Genomic DNA, 16684 nt, shown 5'->3' with positions numbered 1-16684 from the left:
ATATTTTAGAATCCGAATTTTATGCAAAGTCAATTACCTATTATCAACCTCAAAAAAGGAAAAGAAAAATCATTAGAGCGTTTCCATCCTTGGATATTTTCAGGTGCTATTCATCCTGTGCCTAGTGAAGTGAAAGAAGGTGATTTTGTTGAAATTCATACCCAAGACAAAAGGTTTATCGGAATTGGTTATTTTCAAGTGGGTTCTATTGCAGTTCGCATGCTGACTTTCCAAAAAGAGGAGATTAATCAGGATTTCTGGAAAAGGAAATTACAATCTTCCATTGAATTGAGGAAGACCGCCAATCTATGGGACAATCCTGAAACCAATGTATTCAGATTGGTACATGGTGAGGGAGATGGCTTTCCTGGGCTTATAGTAGATTATTATGATGGCTGCGTGGTTTTTCAGGCGCACACAGTTGGTATGTACCAAATCAAAGAAGTCTTCTTAGAAGTATTGAAAGAGCTTTTAGGGGATAGCTTGAAAGCAGTTTATGATAAAAGTGCGCATACGCTTCCTTTCAAAGCTGAATTAGAAACTTCAGATGCTTTCATTTATGGAGAAGAAAAAGAGGAATGGTTGGTGAAAGAATACGGAAACATTTTTAATATCAATGTGGTAAGCGGGCAAAAAACAGGCTTCTTCATTGATCAGAGAGAAAATAGAAAATTACTAGAACAATACAGTAAAGGCAATAAGGTTTGCAATACTTTTTGCTATTCTGGTGGTTTTTCCATTTTTGCCTTACAGTCGGGTGCTGAATTAGTACATAGCGTGGACAGTTCTCAAGGGGCAATTGATTTAACCGATCAGAATGTAGGCTTGAATTTTAAAGAAGCTCAAAATCATCAATCTTTTACGGCTGATGTATTCAATTTCTTAAATGAAATGCCAGAGGAATATGATGTGATTGTATTGGATCCTCCAGCTTTTGCTAAGCATCGAAAAGTATTGAAAAATGGCTTGCAAGGATATAGAACTATAAATGAAAAAGCCATGAAGAATATGAAATCGGGCGGGGTGCTTTTCACTTTTAGCTGTTCCCAGGTAGTCAATCAGGAGCAATTCCGTACTGTTATTTTTTCAGCAGCGGCAAGAGCAGGCAGACAAGTACAAATATTGCATCAGCTTCACCAGCCAGCTGATCATCCTATTAATATTTTCCATCCAGAAGGTGAGTATTTGAAGGGCTTGGTTTTGAGGGTGGTTTGATGTCCGAGTATTGATCTTGCTCTGAATTGTACTAAAGTAGCAGAAACTTAATATCTAGGATAGGGCCTGCTTAAAAAGTCTCAAGTGCCTCAAATACGACTGGGCAAAGTGAAGATGTATAATTATACCTCGAACTGAAGCCCAGGAAATATATGCAGTGCTTGAGGCTAAAGCATTTGAAAATCAAATGCACATATTTTTAACAATCCCTCAATAAAAGCTTGCACTTGCTGAAAAACTTCTTGAAACAAGAATGTTATTTAAATTAAGGCAAAATCCATATTCACTAAGATATATGTTTTTAAGCGCGCCCTAGGATAAGCCAATTACATACCAACTCCGAGCTTCTGGCTCCAAACTTCTAACTTAATGAAAAAAAAATACCTCAGAGCATCAAAGAAATTGCGTGAACCCCGATTATTACAGGATTTGGGCTGCGTACCTGATCAGCCTTCCACTGTTATCCTGAATACCGTAAACGGTAAACGAGGGACCGACCGAAGTCGGCATGAGGCCTGGCTTTACAAGCTTGCTTCACCCGGTATTGTCATACTTGTTAGGTTCACCAAAATTTGTTTAACACCCTGAGGATGCTGCAAAATTACAGCTTTCGTAGGTCAAACAAGAAGACATTCGGGAAAGTTTTCCACAGTGAAATTATTATTTACCTGAGTTCGACATTAATTTGGAAATTCAGATTTTCATAAAATTCAATAGACAAGGCGTCTTTTTGAAGATATAGCGAGCTATATCGAAGAAAGACAACGCAGTATATTGGATTTAATGAGAAAGTTTTTCTAAATCTGCTTGTAAACAGCGATTTTCTTCCTAAAAATTTCTTACAATAGCTCGCTATTGTAAGAAATTTTTAGTTGAAACTCACTATTTACAAACAGTCTGAATCCTAAATTAATAATCGAATTCAGGTTATTTACAAACTAAAGTAATAAACGCTTTCAAACTGAATAATATGATCGCGACTCGTACTGATTAAATCACTGTTTCGGCTTACAAAAGCGAATTGAAGCTTTTGTCCTTTTTTAATAAGCCTGCCTATTCCCAATGAAAATCGGTTTTCTAATTCATTGCCTATTCGATTGAACGCATAAACAAGTTCATTTCCAGCAATCAGATAAAATTCTTTAGGATCAAGATTTTCTCCTTGTAATGGAAAATCATTGCTTATGGAATATCTTAATCTCGTTAAATAATCACTTGAACGGATTCTTTGTTCTATTCTGAATTTATTTCCTATTCGGTATCCTCCGAAATTCGTAATAAAAGCAATTTGTTGGGTGATTCTATGTTCCCATCCACCTTCTGGCTCAAAGGGGTTATAGCTTCTATACATATAACCTAAACTTAATTTTTTACCTCCTAAAAGGGTATAAGTACCAAAGCCTTTAATTTCCCAGCGATCGGTCTTGAAGTTTTTCTCACCTTCTCCATAATTGGTAAACCTTTGCCTGCCCATCAGAGATATGTTATAACTCCATCTAGAGTCTATTTTTTTGGTAAGCGAAACACCGGGCTCCCATCGGATAGAAGGGCTTTTTTGGGCTTGTCCTATGAATTGAATAAAAAATAAAAAGAAAAAAAGACTTCTAATAAAGTACGTTGTCATCAGCCCTTATAATGATTTTCTTGATTTGTTCCATTTTACCCTCAGCACCAAAAAGAAATTCGAAAAAACCTCTTTCATTATCTTCACTCACCACTTCAGCTTCAATTTCATACTTTATAACGAGGTCTTCCAAGTCCAATTCTAAAAATTCTTCTACATACTCTTTATCCTCATCAATTTCTAGTTCTCCATCTTCATATTCCTTTTCACGATTATATTGAATTTGAATTCTGTTGAGGTTATGTTTTTTATAATTAGTTTGAAAATACTGCTGAATTTGTTCTTGAATTTCTTCAGGTAGCTCATTAAATTCTTTCAGGATTTCAATATCCAAAAGGCTACCATCTTTGTAGAATTTGATGCTTATTTTTTCGTCTTTATAGATCGTTTTAACTTCAAAGAAATAAGTTTCTGCTTCATGATCTTTAAAATATCGTGTTCTTTTTCCTTTTTTAAGAATAGGTTTAATTAATTTCAAAGCAGGTTTAGGGAATTCTTCTTGCTTGATTTTTTCCTCTCTTTCATATTTCTCTCCAATTTCTTGGGCGTAGGAAGCGCTCACATGTGCAAAAAGCACTAAAAGAAGTATTGAATATTTAAAAAAGAGATTCATTTTTTATTCAATTAAAAGGCTATCCATTTTTGAGTTGAAATTCTTTACAAATTCATCGTAATAATTCCCTGTTCCTGGGCCATTGAAACCAGTATGAATGCTGACCAACTCACCATTCTTATCAAGTATAATCATGGTTGGAAATGAAATCACACGATTTAGCATTGGCAAGGTTTTAGAAGCTGCTTCCTTATCATTAGTTCCCGCAATAAGAAAGTCATATTTCACATCATATTTCTTAATCATTTTTTCCACCCTACTTTTGGCATAATCAAAATCATCTTTGGATTCATAAGCTAATCCAATGATTTCAACTCCTCTGTCTTTGTTTCTATCATACCATTGAGTTAGAAATTTGGTTTCATCCATGCAATTAGGACACCAAGTACCAAAAATTTGAACGATAACCACTTTGTCTTGATATTTCTCATCCGTCAAGCTTACTTTTTCACCTTCTAAATTCGGAAAGCTAAAATAGATGTTATCATATCCCTTTTTAAGATAAGTTAAAGAGTCTGGGTTTGGAAGTTCTGCATTCTCATTTCGAAATGCTGTCCAGCTTTCATACCACTCTTTTCCTGAATAAAAATCTCCTTTTAAGGTATTGTCGCTTTGCAATTCAGCTTCAAAAAGAAAGGCATGATTCCCATCGAAAGTGCTTAATTTCATTTGATTTCCTTGAGCAATACCTACTAAATAACGGTAATCCCCTAAAGGTGTTAAAAATGTTCCTTTTATAGTTGTTCCATTTTGCTCAAATATCCCCACTGCTTCAGTGGTATCTTTCTCTTTTGGTTCAATGAAAGTTACTTCCCATTTGCCTGAAAAATCAGACGGTTCTTTTTCTGAATTACTTTTAAATCTGTTTTCACCTTTGTGAAAAGTAATGGGAAGCACATAATCTTCCTCGTAATGTTTGGTGTAGGTTCCTGCTAATACATTATTACCTATTTTTACATCAATTGTAATATCAAAAATGTGTAAAGGGATATGAAGAGAATCATTTGCTTTTTTGATTTCATCCAATACTATTTCTTCTTCACCATTTATAATTTCTGCTTTTATACTACCATCTTTTTCTGCTTGAATTTGCATTTCAAACGGCATGGTCTTGTCCTGCATACTGATTTCACCTATCCATTTCCCTGACAGATCAATCTTTTCCTTTTCGGGTGAGCATGCAAACAATAGTACTAGGAGGCCCAGTAGAATTAAATTCTTCATAGCAAATTATAATGATTCCAAAATTTTAAAAATCTAAAGTAAAATACTTTGGAGAAATAAAGAGAAAAATAGGACAAATTCTTTGTAAAGAATTTTAAGATTTGGCTTTAAAAGCAACTTTGAATTCAGCTCCTTTTCCACTCTCACTTTCCACCCAAATTCTGCCACCCATTTTATCTGTCATGGTTTTTACGATGTAAAGTCCTAATCCAGTAGATTCATCTGTGCCAATTGGTTTGGCAGATAGTTGCTGATATTTTTTAAATAGCCGGCTTTTGTCATCATCTGTAAGTCCAGGTCCTTGGTCTTTTACAGAAAATATGATTTCTTCACCTTCTTGGTATATGGTGTAGTTAATTTGTGTTTCATTTGATGAAAACTTAATGGCATTGGATACCAAATTGTCCACAATTCTTCTGAGGTAGGTTCTATCAACTTCAAGTTTCAGATTTTTATTCAATACCTGAGTAATAAAAATAATATTCTTTTTGGCAGATAAAAGTTCATAAGGCATTAAACTGTTGTCCACGAATTCTTGAATATCTATGGTTTCTGGCTTAAATTTCTTGTCATCCAAGACCATATTGCCTGTATCCAAAAATCCTTTTACGATTTGTAATCCATCAGCTACTACTTGCTTAATGAGGTTGATTCTTTCTACCTGTTGATCACTTAAATTTTCCTCGTTGTCAGTTAAAAGAAGCTGAACTATAGTATAAACCTTAGCAAAAGGGGTTCTCAAATCATGAGTAACTTTTCCTAAAATATCTTTATCATCATATTGTTGTATGATTCGTGATTCTTCAGCTTCTAAATCTGTAATATTTTTACTACTCGATTTGCTTTGAAATTCTGTAAGGTTAGCATTAATCTCATTGTAGGCTACATTAAGTTTTCTGAAAAGAGAATTCAATCTTTCATTAGCGAAATATAATTCACTTACATTATCGAAAACCCATAATTCTCCTTCTTTTCCAGCTATATAGGCGTTTTTTCGAATTACTTTCAAAACGAAATTTTCGAATTTCCAGATCCAATCTTCTCCAAAGCTTGATGGTAAAGCATTTAAGCTAATCATATTATTTCCCACCAATTCTACTTCTTCTTTATTGGTGACTTTTACCTTGAGCTCTGCTAATTTTTTGCTGAAAAGCTCAGATGGGATTGATTTCTCATTTTTTCCTAAGCCAAAAATCTGAAGGGCTTCATTATTTAGCCATGTATCACCATTTCTATTTTCGGTGAACACGATAGCTTGAGGTAGCCTATCCAATATAGTTTCTAATCGCTGAGACTTTGATTTTTCTTTTCTTTCATTGTTTATTAATAAGATTAACTCTTTTAACCTTTCAGAGATAACATGAAAGAATTTTTTATCCTGTGAAGTTAAATCAAACTTTTGCTGGGAAGAAAAGCCTATGTAAATTTTCTTTTCATTTATATCTACAGGGAAAATTAAATGATGTTTAAATAATAAAAATGGCTTTTTAATTTCAACAGTGAAAAAAGGATGTTGACTTTTTTCTTTCAATTCATGGTTGAATGGAATGCTCTCTTTAATTAATGGGTTTTCCAGATCCCACTTTAGGCAATTATCTTTTTTACTTTCTTCAACCACCCAGTGTTCATCAGCTTCAAATTCGTGGGTAATGAAATTCAGCATATTTCTCAATGCTTTTGCAGGAACTCCATTTGCTTCAACTAATGAGCTTTCATTCATTATTTTAAAAAGAAGCTCTCCTGGAAGTTCAGAAGCTATATCAGCAGTATGTTCAAATTTGTAAGCCATAAAGTACACTAAGGAATTTAAATTATCCTAATTCATCCCTAAAAACAACTCAAATATAAGCTAAAAATCACATCTTATCGAAAAAAGTGAGAATGAATATTTTATTGAGATGACTGGAAACCTTGTGAAATTCAATATGTTTCACAGAAAAATCAGCTAATAGATTATAATAGATAGGATTAATATGGAGGAAATTATTTCTGCTGGAGATTGAAATTAAGGATAGTCACCACTCAAAATATCAGTTAAGAAAACTTGTTCTTTTTTAGATTTTTTCTTTGCAAGGAAAAGCTTTCTTTCTTCGTCATAATAGATTTGATCATATTGATTGTCAATAAGGTTTGTTCCTTTTTTGGAGAGAATCCTGGAAGTGCCATATTTTTCTACTTTGAGATAATCATTTCCCACAGTAATTTCATCGTAGTTAGGATAAGAAATTACTTCACCTTGAGTATTTGCAATTCCCCATTTTGAAGCTTTTCTCAATAAATAAAATCCCTTTTCTTTTAAAATTTCATCGTATTCAGCCTCAATTATGAAATCGCCATTCACATTAATCAATCCGTATTTATTATTAATTCGGACAAATGCAGTGCTGTTTTCAAAATCTGACACTTTAGAATAATATGGCTGAACCACTAAATCTTCACTTCGATTTATAAAACCCCATGAATTACGGATTTTAACTGCTGACCTTTCATTTTTAAAAGGACGCACTGTATCGTAGCGATTTGCGATTCTTAAAATACCACTATCATTTATAAATCCCCATTGACCATTTTTTTGAATGGCTAAGTATTCATCATCTGAAAAAATGATAGTATCATAATCATTAATCTTGAATAGTTCTTTCCCAGAATCATTTAGCAATATATGCTGGTTTCCATTTCGAAAAATTATTCCTGATTTCCCATGACCTGAATATTTGCCCTTTTTGAAATCAGATATAGCCTGTCCTTTATGATCAACTAATCTATATTTATCGTTTAAATCTTGCTCCACTCCATAGTTTCCATAAAAATCATAATATAGTCTGGCTTCGGTATTTCCATCTCCGTCAGAAATAAATTCACGTAAATATTTATCTACCAATTTGTATTGAGTGCTGTTGATAGCTTTAATTTCTTTGTATTGAGGGGGAATTACCCAATTGTTATTTAGGTCAATTACACCATAAAGACCTTTAAAATTCACTATATATTGATTTTCATTTCTCAGGATATTGAGATAAAGAGGAGGGATGACTTCTTTTAAATTCTTATCAAAAATACCCCAATTTGCTTTGATTTTTAGGGCGATGGAATTATCTAAAAACATGTATGAGTCAGCTTTTATTGATTTTCCTTTTGTACTAATAATGATGTTTTCAAAACCTTGATAAGTTTTCTTTTTTGCTACAAAAAAATCTTCATTCCATTGAACATCATTATTGAATTTTTCACTAATAATTTGATTGCTGTCCTGAGCTATGAAAGTCTGATTTGATTTATTGAGAATGAAGTGGTCTCCAAATACACCAATGATATCTGCATGAAAAACTTGATTGCTTTTATTAGTGTTAATATTATGGATTTGGGCAAATGAAGAAGTGTTTTTTACAAGTAAACTATCATTCAAATAAAAAATGGAATCAGCTTTTTGTATACCTGTTTCTCTGCCATTTTGATTTAAAATAGTCCATTCATCGAGAGGTGTAACATAAATATGTGTGCCATTATTCCATTCAATTTTTTTGTACTCAATTGGTAATAACATTTTGCCATCTTGCCTAATTAGCCCCTGTTTTCCATTTCTGAAAATGATAGCTACTCCATCTCTAAAAGAGGAAACACTGTCCATATTTCCCAATAATACTTCTGGCTTAGAAGCGAGTTTTATAAGTTCTTTTTCACCAGTATTTTTTGTTAGAATAAAATTGTCGTGCCCTAAATACCCAATATGGAAATACTCAAATGGTAGAGTAGTTTTACCAGAGGAATTGATTATACCAAAATAAATATCCTTCTCTTTTTTAGTGGCTGTGATAAGATGGTTTCCAGCAGGATAAATGTTTCGGAAACTCGTCTTAATTTTTGACTTTCCATTCGCTTTAATTAAGCCATAGAATAGGACTTTAGAATATTTACTTTTCTCAGAAATGATAAACAAATCATCACCAAATGGCAATAAGCTATGGTATTTAGGTTTTGAAATTACTTCGAAGTCATTGGACATTAAGCCCCATAAATCGTTTTGTTGGTAACCAATATATCCAGTTAGGCTTTTTGATTCACCATCAGACCATCCAAAAGCTTGATATTTTGCATCTAATAAGATGTTTCCACTTTCATTTCTAATTCCTTTTTTGCCCTTTTTGGAAAATACTTCCAAAGTGCTGTCATGAGGAAAATTAGCATAAGCTTGCGCATGACTGGCATAAGCAAACAAACACCATGGAATTAAGAAAATATAAATTAATTTAGCCATACGAAACGGTCATGACCGACTTACAAATTGAAAACACATAGCAAAATGAATTAAACCCCATTTAATTTTCCCAAAAGGGGAGGATGGATGCCAAAAATTCACCAGCTGAAAAATCAAAAATAGAAAAGTAAAAGCAGTCTGCATATTTTATGAAGGAAAAGAATGATTTTTTCGATCAGGTATACCAAGTTGTCCGATTAATCCCTAAAGGAAGAGTGACATCCTATGGGGCTATAGCTAAATACTTAGGAGCTGCAAAAAGTTCCAGAGTTGTAGGATATGCTATGAATGCTTCTCATTCTATAGAAAATATCCCAGCACATAGAGTGGTGAATAGAAATGGATTATTGACCGGTAAAATGCATTTTGAAACTCCTGACACCATGCAAAAAGCATTGGAAGCAGAAGGGATTCAAGTAAAGGATGATCAAATTCAGAATTTCAAAAGTATTTTTTGGGATCCGATGGTAGAGCTAGAGGTTTAACTTTGCTCTGATAAATGAAAATTATAGCTAATGTGAATGGAATTCCCGCGTTTTAAATTTGTTTTGAAGAAATAGTAAAATTCTAGAAGGCGTATCCAAATCCAATTGTAGGAAAAACAGGCGGATCAACTCCGAGATGTGCATATAAGCTGGTGCGAAAAATAAATCCTTTAGATCCTTGGTATCGGTATGCAACTTTGATGCCCAGCGAAGAATCACTATCCGCTTCTGGTTCACTATTGCTGAAGGCAATTGCATATTGTATTCCGGTTTCGAGAAAGTGTTTGGGACCAAAAGAAAAAAGATTGATTTCTGGTGCAATCCAATGCGTTCCATAACCAAAACCAGTCCCCATCATATAGTCACCCCCAAGCGTTAGTGCTGACTTATCTCCAACAGAAGTCATGACTCTGTCATAAGAAAAATGAGTGCTGATAATAAAGTTCGACTCTACTACTATAATATTAGGGGGTGTTTTTTCCTGCGCTTCGAGCAAAAAAACTGTACAAAGTAATCCCAAAGTCAAAAATATAGTTTTCATTTCTCAGGTTTGTAGATACTCTACTTTCTTCTAATAACGTACTGATTTTTTGGCGGTTGTCAATCTTCATTTTACTTTCGGCCATTGTGAAATCAGAATGCTATGCTTGACAATAAAAATGAAAGACTATAATTACTGCTCTGGAATATTGAGCTTTGTATCAAAGTTTTTTTGCTGTTATTGAATCCAACTCCTTCTGTATAAGCGTTCATTTTGTTACGACTTAAACATTGAGGTAATTTCCAAAACGTTCATCAATTAATTACGCTAATGCGTCTTTTTCTAATATATAAGATGTTTTTGTTCTCATGGAATCTGAAATGCCTCTGATTCATATTTTCAAAACGGTTCAATTTTAGATATTGAAATGTGGTTTCCTGAAAGCATTTCGTAAGTTTCATTAACTCTACTGTCAATGATTGGAAGCCAATCAATTCAATCTTTTTGTATTAGGATCTATTTTAGGCCGATTTCTATTTTATCTTTTCTAATTAAAAATAATCCAAAGAAAGTCAGTAATCCATTGACTACCAGTATTTCAAATCCAAATTTATAGCCGTAAAACCATGCTTCCGAATTTTCATTGATGATATAAGAAAAGATAGGAGCGAGTACAGCTATTAACGGAACCCATTTATCTTTCAGTTGATATTTTGTGAGCAATCCGAAAGTGAATAGCCCTAAAATTGGGCCGTAAGTATAGCCTGCTGCTTTAAAAACAGCAGTAATTACGCTTTGATCATTAATGGCTTTGAACGCGATAATGACTAGAAATAAAATGACAGAGAAAACCAGGTGTACTCTGATGCGGATTTTCTTAGAAATGGGTTTATCATCTTGGCCTAAGCCTAGGAAATCAACACAAAATGACGTGGTCAATGCTGTAAGGGCTGAATCAGCACTAGAATAAGCTGCTGCAATTATCCCCAAAAGAAAAACTACTCCTGCAATTAAAGGGAAATGCTCGAGAGCAAGAAGTGGATATAAATCATCAGTTCTGGTCGGAATGGCAATATTCATTTCTCCCGCATAAATGTAAAGCAATGCACCCATGCTTAAGAACATGAAATTCACAATTACCAATACTATGCAAAACCAGAACATATTCTTTTGTGCATCCTTTAAGGAGCGGCAAGTCAGGTTTTTTTGCATCATATCCTGATCTAAACCTGTCATCACAATGGCAATGAAAGCGCCACTGATAAATTGCTTAAAGAAGTTTTGACCACTTTGCCAGTCCCAAACAAATATTTCGGAATAGCCTGAAGCAGAAACTTTCTCTGTTAGCTGTAGCCAAGACATATCTAATGCATCTTTCATTAAATAAATGCTGATAGCAACTGCCGAAATCATGAAGAGCGTTTGAAGTGTATCCGTCCAAACAATGGTTTTTATCCCACCGCGGAAGGTATAGAGCCAGATTAATGCAATTGTAATCGCCACGGTGACCGAAAAAGGCCAGCCATACGCATCGAAAATAGCTAATTGTAATACTCCAGCTACCAAAAATAATCTAAAGGAAGAGCCAACAATCCTAGATAGTAAAAAGAAAAATGCACCACTTTTATAGGAGTATTTCCCAAACCTTTGTTCCAGATAAGTGTAAATACTAATCAGATTAAGTCGGTAATAAAGGGGAAGCAAAACAGTAGCGATTACAAAATAGCCCACCAAATAGCCCAGAACCACCTGAAAATAAGCGAAAGCAGTATTGCCCACTTCACCAGGTACACTGATGAAAGTTACACCAGAAAGCGAAGCACCAATCATTCCAAAAGCCACCAAATACCAAGGCGATTGTCTGTTGGCAGTGAAAAATGTTAGGTTATCATTTTGACGAGAAGTAAGCCAGGAAATCCCCATTAAAACCAGAAAGTAAATGGATATGACTGAAATGACCAGAATCGGACTCATAATGAATTATTATAGTTTATAAACTCGAAATTACTATTGCACAAAAAATAAGCCTTAATAAAAGTTATTTCTTAAATGATTTTAAAATTGGGTTTTTAAATAAATCCGAAGTTGGTTAATTTTTCGTAAATTTGCATGTGAATTATGCTTAATTGTAACATTAGGCTTTTTTTAAAGTTATTGAATCGTGATGAGTGATTTTAAAATATTTTATCAGCTAGAAGAAGACAAAAGAGAGGTGGTTTTGGAAACTACCTCTGATGAGGATATCAATGATTTGATCGTCTATAATGATGATGTGAATACATTTGAGCATGTAATTAATACATTGGTTAAAGTCTGTAAACATTCTCCTGAACAAGCTGAGCAATGCACTTTATTGGTGCATTACAAAGGCAAATGTGCAGTAAAAAAAGGTTCGTTTGTTGATTTAATCCCTTACAGACAAGCTATAGTAGATGCTGGAATCAATGCTGAGATAGAATAATATGGAGTTTTCCTCTAAATTAATTGAGTCTGCAGTCAATGAATTTTCCAAGCTTCCTGGTATTGGAAAAAAAACAGCCCTAAGATTAGTCCTACATTTATTAAAACAAGAAGAAAATTTCACAACGGATATAGCGCAATCTCTCATAGATATGCGCCAAAATATTAAATACTGCAGAAAATGCCATAATATCTCCGATGAGGAGATATGCAATATTTGCAAAAGCCATAAAAGAGATAATTCTATTATCTGCTTGGTAGAAGATACTCGAGATGTATTAGCTATCGAAAATACTTCACAATATAATGGCTTATACCATGTTTTAGGAGGAATTATTTCTCCTATAGAAGGAATTGGACCTGAAGACTTAACCATTGACAGTTTAATGGAGAGAGTTTCTTCATCAGATTCAGAAGTAAAAGAAATTATTTTCGGACTTTCTCCCACCATGGAAGGCGATACCACTGCTTTCTACATCAGCAAAAAAGTAAAACAATTAGGAGTTAAAACCAGCACCATTGCCAGAGGGATTCCAATTGGCGGAGAACTTGAGTACGCTGATGAAATTACTTTGGGCAGAAGTATTGTAAGCAGAACTGCTTATGAATAAGTCTAAAGCATAAGTCTTGATCCTTCTCCAAAGTGTAGAGGAAACAAATCTTAAGGATATTTCATCGATAAAAAATAATTTATAATACTGTATATCAGGTATTTATATATAATTTGACGGTTTTGGCACAATACTTGGTTCATCCTTCATAACACCAAACAATTAAAGTTATGAAGAAGCACATTTTACTTCCGTTCGTTTTAGGTTTAGGATTATTATTTTTCTCTAATTCTGCAAAAACTCAAAATTTTCAAATTGTGGCTTCTTTTGGCACAACACACAACTGGGCAGTTCCAAATTCGGTACTTTATGAAATTGATTATTACTATCCATATCATCAGATTGTGCATATCAATCGTGAACGCAGAGGAAGAAATCTATTTTACAATGTTTTACTAGTAGATAGAGGTCAGTTTGTAGAGTTGTTCTTTGGTAGAAATGCTATCATTTTGGATATTAACTATTATAACAATTATCCATTAGCACAACATATTTGTAGTGGTCATTGTGGTTATCATGGTAACTTTTATAGAACTCATCAAGTAGTTTGTAACCACAGAAATCATGGTCATAATTATCATAATGGGCATAACCATATCGCTTACAGAAGTGGTAGAAATTATAATTCATATGCAGCAAATAATGGAGCAGCTAATAGAAATGTAAGAGCAAGTTATGCTTCAAAAAATATAAAATCAGATTCGAGAAGAAGTTCTTCTAGCAGAAGTTCAGTAAATAGAAATGAAGTGCGAAGTAACTCAACTAGAGATAATTCAAATAATAGAATTAGTAATTCTGAGCGAAGCAGAAGTAGTGTAAATTCAAGAATCAGTAATAATGAGAGAGGAAGAAGCAGCTCAAATTCAAGAATCAGTAATTCAGCAAAAAGTCCAAATTCTTCAGTAAGAGGATCTCAAAATAGTAGAAGTAATGAAAGTAGAAACTCAAGAGCCGTAGTTTCTTCTTCCAGAAGTAGAAATTAATATTAGGTTTAAATCAAATTTAAAGGGTCTCAGAAATGAGACCTTTTTTTGTGAGAAAAATTACAATTGTCTGGTATAGCTTGTGTTCTAACCGTCTGTCAATTACATTTTCGATATTTTAAAAAACAATGTAAATTGACAAATAATTTTCACACTCACTTCAAGGATATATATATGAAAAAAGTAATTTTCTTTCTGTTAATTTACTCAATCACAAGTCTTTCAATTGCTCAAAATCTTCAAACTCCTGATCAGAAATTAAGATATGCTTTGGGAGATAAATTCACTTTCCATCATCAAGTAGTTGATTATTTTAAATATCTAGCCGATAATTCTGATCAAATTATCTTGAAGAAATATGGTGAGACTTATGAAGGAAGGCCACTCTATTATGCTGTGATTTCTTCTAGCGAGAACATAGCAAACCTTGATGAAATCCAGAATCAAAATGTTGCGCAGACTGGATTAAATGGTGAATTAAATGGTGCCGCTGAAAAAGCTGTGGTTTGGTTGAGTTACAATATTCACGGAAATGAAGCATCCTCCACAGAAGCTTCCATGAAAACTGCTTATGAATTATTAACTGGAGGAATGGAAAGTGAAGAATGGCTAGAGAATACAATAATCATAATGGATCCATGCGTAAATCCTGATGGGAGAGATCGATATGCTAATTTTTATAGAAGGTATGGTGCGAAAAATTTCAATCCCAACTTGGATGCAGTAGAACATGATGAACCTTGGCCAGGTGGTCGACCAAATCATTATTTATTTGATTTGAACAGAGATTGGGCATGGCAAACGCAAACGGAATCAAAAGCCAGAATGAAAGCCTATCATGAATGGATGCCTCATATTCATGTCGATTTTCATGAGCAATCCATTAATAGCCCCTATTATTTTGCTCCAGCAGCTGAGCCGCTGCATGAGGTAATTACCGATTGGCAGAAAGATTTTCAGACACAAATAGGTCAAAATCATGCTAAATATTTTGATCAAAATAACTGGTTATACTTTACTCGTGAGCGATTTGATTTGTTTTATCCAAGTTATGGTGATACCTACCCAACATTCAATGGTGCCATCGGGATGACCTACGAACAAGCAGGTAATGGAAGAGCTGGATTAGGAGCGATTACCAATATAGGGGATACATTGACCTTGAAAGATAGGCTGGAACATCATTATACAACAGGGATGAGTACTATCGAAATAGCTTCTCAAAATGCTGAAAAACTAAACAGTGAGTTTAAAAAATATTTTTCAAGAAATATCAACAATCCTGAAGATCCATTTAAATCATATGTTATAAAATGGACAGAAGATAAAAAGGATGATATAAAAGCTTTACTTGAATTTTTGGAAGGTCAAAAAATAGAAATTGGTCAAATTGGGAAGCAACAAAATTTAAGTGGCTATAGTTATTTTCAAAGAAAGGAAATTAGTTTCAATTCAGATAAAAAAGATTTGGTCATAAGTGCTTACCAACCAAAATCAACTCTAATTCAGGCACTTTTCGATCCTAAACCGAATTACAGCGATTCCCTAACCTATGACATTACAGCTTGGGCGATTCCTTATGCCTACGGATTGGAAACTTACGGTTTGAAAAATAGAATGAATTCTGAACCTATTGATGAGCAAATCAATGAAAACGATAATTTGCAATCAGCTTATGCTTATGCCATAAAATGGAATTCATTTAATTCAGCTCAATTTTTAGCGGAAGCCCTTAAGCAGGATATAAAAGTTCGAATTGCATATAAAAATTTGAAATTTAAGTCTGAAGAATTTAATAAGGGAAGTTTAATTATTACCCAAACCAACAATGAAGAAATCAAGAACTTAAATGAAGAGCTGTTAAAGCTTTCAAATAAATTTGAAATAAGAGTTTATCCAATAACCTCAGGATTTGCTGATAAAATTTATGATATAGGTTCATCAGAGGTTCAATTTTTGAAAGCTCCAAGAATAGCCGTTTTAATGGATGAAGGAGTTTCTTCTTTAGCTTATGGTGAAATATGGTATTTCTTTGAGCAGTCATTAGATTATCCAATTCACAGTATAAGAGTGAGTAGCTTTGATCGAATTGATATTTCTGATTACGATCAGTTAATTTTACCATCAGGTAGCTATTCTAATTTAACTGAAGAAGGAAAATCAAAATTATTAGAATTTGCTAAATCAGGAGGAAAAGTTATTGCGATGGGTTCTGCTATTTCATTAATTGCAGATCACGAGAATGGGCAACTGAAAACAAAAAAAGAAGATCCATCAGAAGAAGCATTGGCTTTATATGAAAATGCGGAAAGAAAAAGATTGTCGAGTAGTATATTTGGCGCTATTTATGACATTCAACTTGATAATAGTCATCCGCTAGCGTTTGGCTTAGGAAATCAATATTTCAGCCTAAAGACTTCTGGAAAAGCTTACGAGTATCTGCCCAATGGATGGAATGTAGGGGTGATTAAATCTAATAATAGCCACATCGCAGGATTTGCAGGTTATAAAGCAAAGCAACAGCAACTCAACAGTATGGTTTTTGGAGTTGAATCATTTGGAAGAGGCCAAGTGATTTATTTACAAGATGATCCACTCTTTAGAGCATTTTGGCATCAAGGTCAACTATTATTTGCCAACGCTTTATTTATGGTAGGAAATGATTGATTGCTGCAAAAAAAAAGGCTGATTTTAAGTTTTTCTCTTAAAATCAGCCTTTTTTATACTTAAAAA

The 16684-nt window shown here is 33.7% G+C and carries 13 protein-coding genes; 6 read left to right on the top strand and 7 right to left on the bottom strand.

The genetic code is table 11. The features are described 5' to 3' along the window. The first annotated feature begins 21 nt into the window (after nucleotides 1–21). Nucleotides 22–1215 (top strand): class I SAM-dependent rRNA methyltransferase, encoded by a 1194-nt coding sequence (locus QYS49_RS00440; protein WP_308349655.1) that lies wholly within the window; start codon nucleotides 22–24, stop codon nucleotides 1213–1215. A 931-nt stretch (nucleotides 1216–2146) separates the two neighbouring features. On the opposite strand, the gene QYS49_RS00435 is transcribed toward QYS49_RS00440, so the two are convergent. The 5 genes from QYS49_RS00435 to QYS49_RS00415 form a co-directional block, all read right to left on the bottom strand. Then, entirely contained in the window at nucleotides 2147–2839 is a 693-nt protein-coding gene (locus QYS49_RS00435) for a DUF2490 domain-containing protein (protein WP_308349654.1), read from the bottom strand. After that, the gene (locus QYS49_RS00430) at nucleotides 2820–3452 is read right to left on the bottom strand and encodes a hypothetical protein (protein WP_308349653.1); all 633 of its coding nucleotides are present in this window, start codon (nucleotides 3450–3452) and stop codon (nucleotides 2820–2822) included. Before QYS49_RS00430 ends, QYS49_RS00435 begins: the two co-directional genes overlap by 20 nt. Nucleotides 3453–3455: 3 nt before the next feature. Continuing rightward, a complete protein-coding gene (locus QYS49_RS00425; RefSeq protein ID WP_308349652.1) occupies nucleotides 3456–4676 on the bottom strand; it encodes a TlpA disulfide reductase family protein in 1221 nt (406 codons plus the stop codon). Between the two features lie 94 nt (nucleotides 4677–4770). Beyond that, nucleotides 4771–6465 carry a sensor histidine kinase gene (locus QYS49_RS00420; RefSeq protein ID WP_308349651.1) on the bottom strand — a complete coding sequence of 565 codons (1695 nt, stop codon included), beginning with the start codon at nucleotides 6463–6465 and terminating at the stop codon, nucleotides 4771–4773. Nucleotides 6466–6681: 216 nt separating this feature from the next. Then, the gene (locus QYS49_RS00415) at nucleotides 6682–8931 is read right to left on the bottom strand and encodes a WG repeat-containing protein (protein ID WP_308349650.1); all 2250 of its coding nucleotides are present in this window, start codon (nucleotides 8929–8931) and stop codon (nucleotides 6682–6684) included. A 149-nt stretch (nucleotides 8932–9080) separates the two neighbouring features. Between QYS49_RS00415 and QYS49_RS00410 the strand changes: the two genes are divergently transcribed. Beyond that, the gene (locus QYS49_RS00410; RefSeq protein WP_308349649.1) at nucleotides 9081–9416 is read left to right on the top strand and encodes an MGMT family protein; all 336 of its coding nucleotides are present in this window, start codon (nucleotides 9081–9083) and stop codon (nucleotides 9414–9416) included. 82 nt (nucleotides 9417–9498) lie between these two features. On the opposite strand, the gene QYS49_RS00405 is transcribed toward QYS49_RS00410, so the two are convergent. Further along, nucleotides 9499–9957 (bottom strand): hypothetical protein, encoded by a 459-nt coding sequence (locus tag QYS49_RS00405; RefSeq protein ID WP_308349648.1) that lies wholly within the window; start codon nucleotides 9955–9957, stop codon nucleotides 9499–9501. Nucleotides 9958–10413: 456 nt separating this feature from the next. Next, entirely contained in the window at nucleotides 10414–11871 is a 1458-nt protein-coding gene (locus QYS49_RS00400) for a sodium:solute symporter (protein WP_308349647.1), read from the bottom strand. A 190-nt stretch (nucleotides 11872–12061) separates the two neighbouring features. Here QYS49_RS00400 and QYS49_RS00395 point away from each other — a divergent pair, with 190 nt between their 5' ends. The 4 genes from QYS49_RS00395 (at nucleotide 12062) to QYS49_RS00380 (ending at nucleotide 16618) form a co-directional block, all read left to right on the top strand. Next, on the top strand, nucleotides 12062–12358 hold the full coding sequence (locus tag QYS49_RS00395; protein WP_308349646.1) for an ATP-dependent Clp protease adaptor ClpS: 297 nt from the start codon (nucleotides 12062–12064) through the stop codon (nucleotides 12356–12358). 1 nt (nucleotide 12359) lies between these two features. After that, entirely contained in the window at nucleotides 12360–12968 is a 609-nt protein-coding gene (gene recR / locus QYS49_RS00390; RefSeq protein WP_308349645.1) for a recombination mediator RecR, read from the top strand. 170 nt (nucleotides 12969–13138) lie between these two features. Next, entirely contained in the window at nucleotides 13139–13951 is an 813-nt protein-coding gene (locus QYS49_RS00385) for a hypothetical protein (protein ID WP_308349644.1), read from the top strand. A gap of 174 nt (nucleotides 13952–14125) precedes the next feature. Next, nucleotides 14126–16618, top strand: a complete 2493-nt coding sequence (locus QYS49_RS00380) for a M14 family metallopeptidase (protein ID WP_308349643.1) — start codon at nucleotides 14126–14128, stop codon at nucleotides 16616–16618. Nucleotides 16619–16684 lie beyond the last annotated feature (66 nt).

Source organism: Marivirga salinae (genome assembly GCF_030503855.1).
In the GTDB taxonomy this organism is placed as follows: Bacteria; Bacteroidota; Bacteroidia; order Cytophagales; family Cyclobacteriaceae; genus Marivirga; species Marivirga salinarum.
This window is presented reverse-complemented; position numbering and strand designations above follow the sequence as displayed.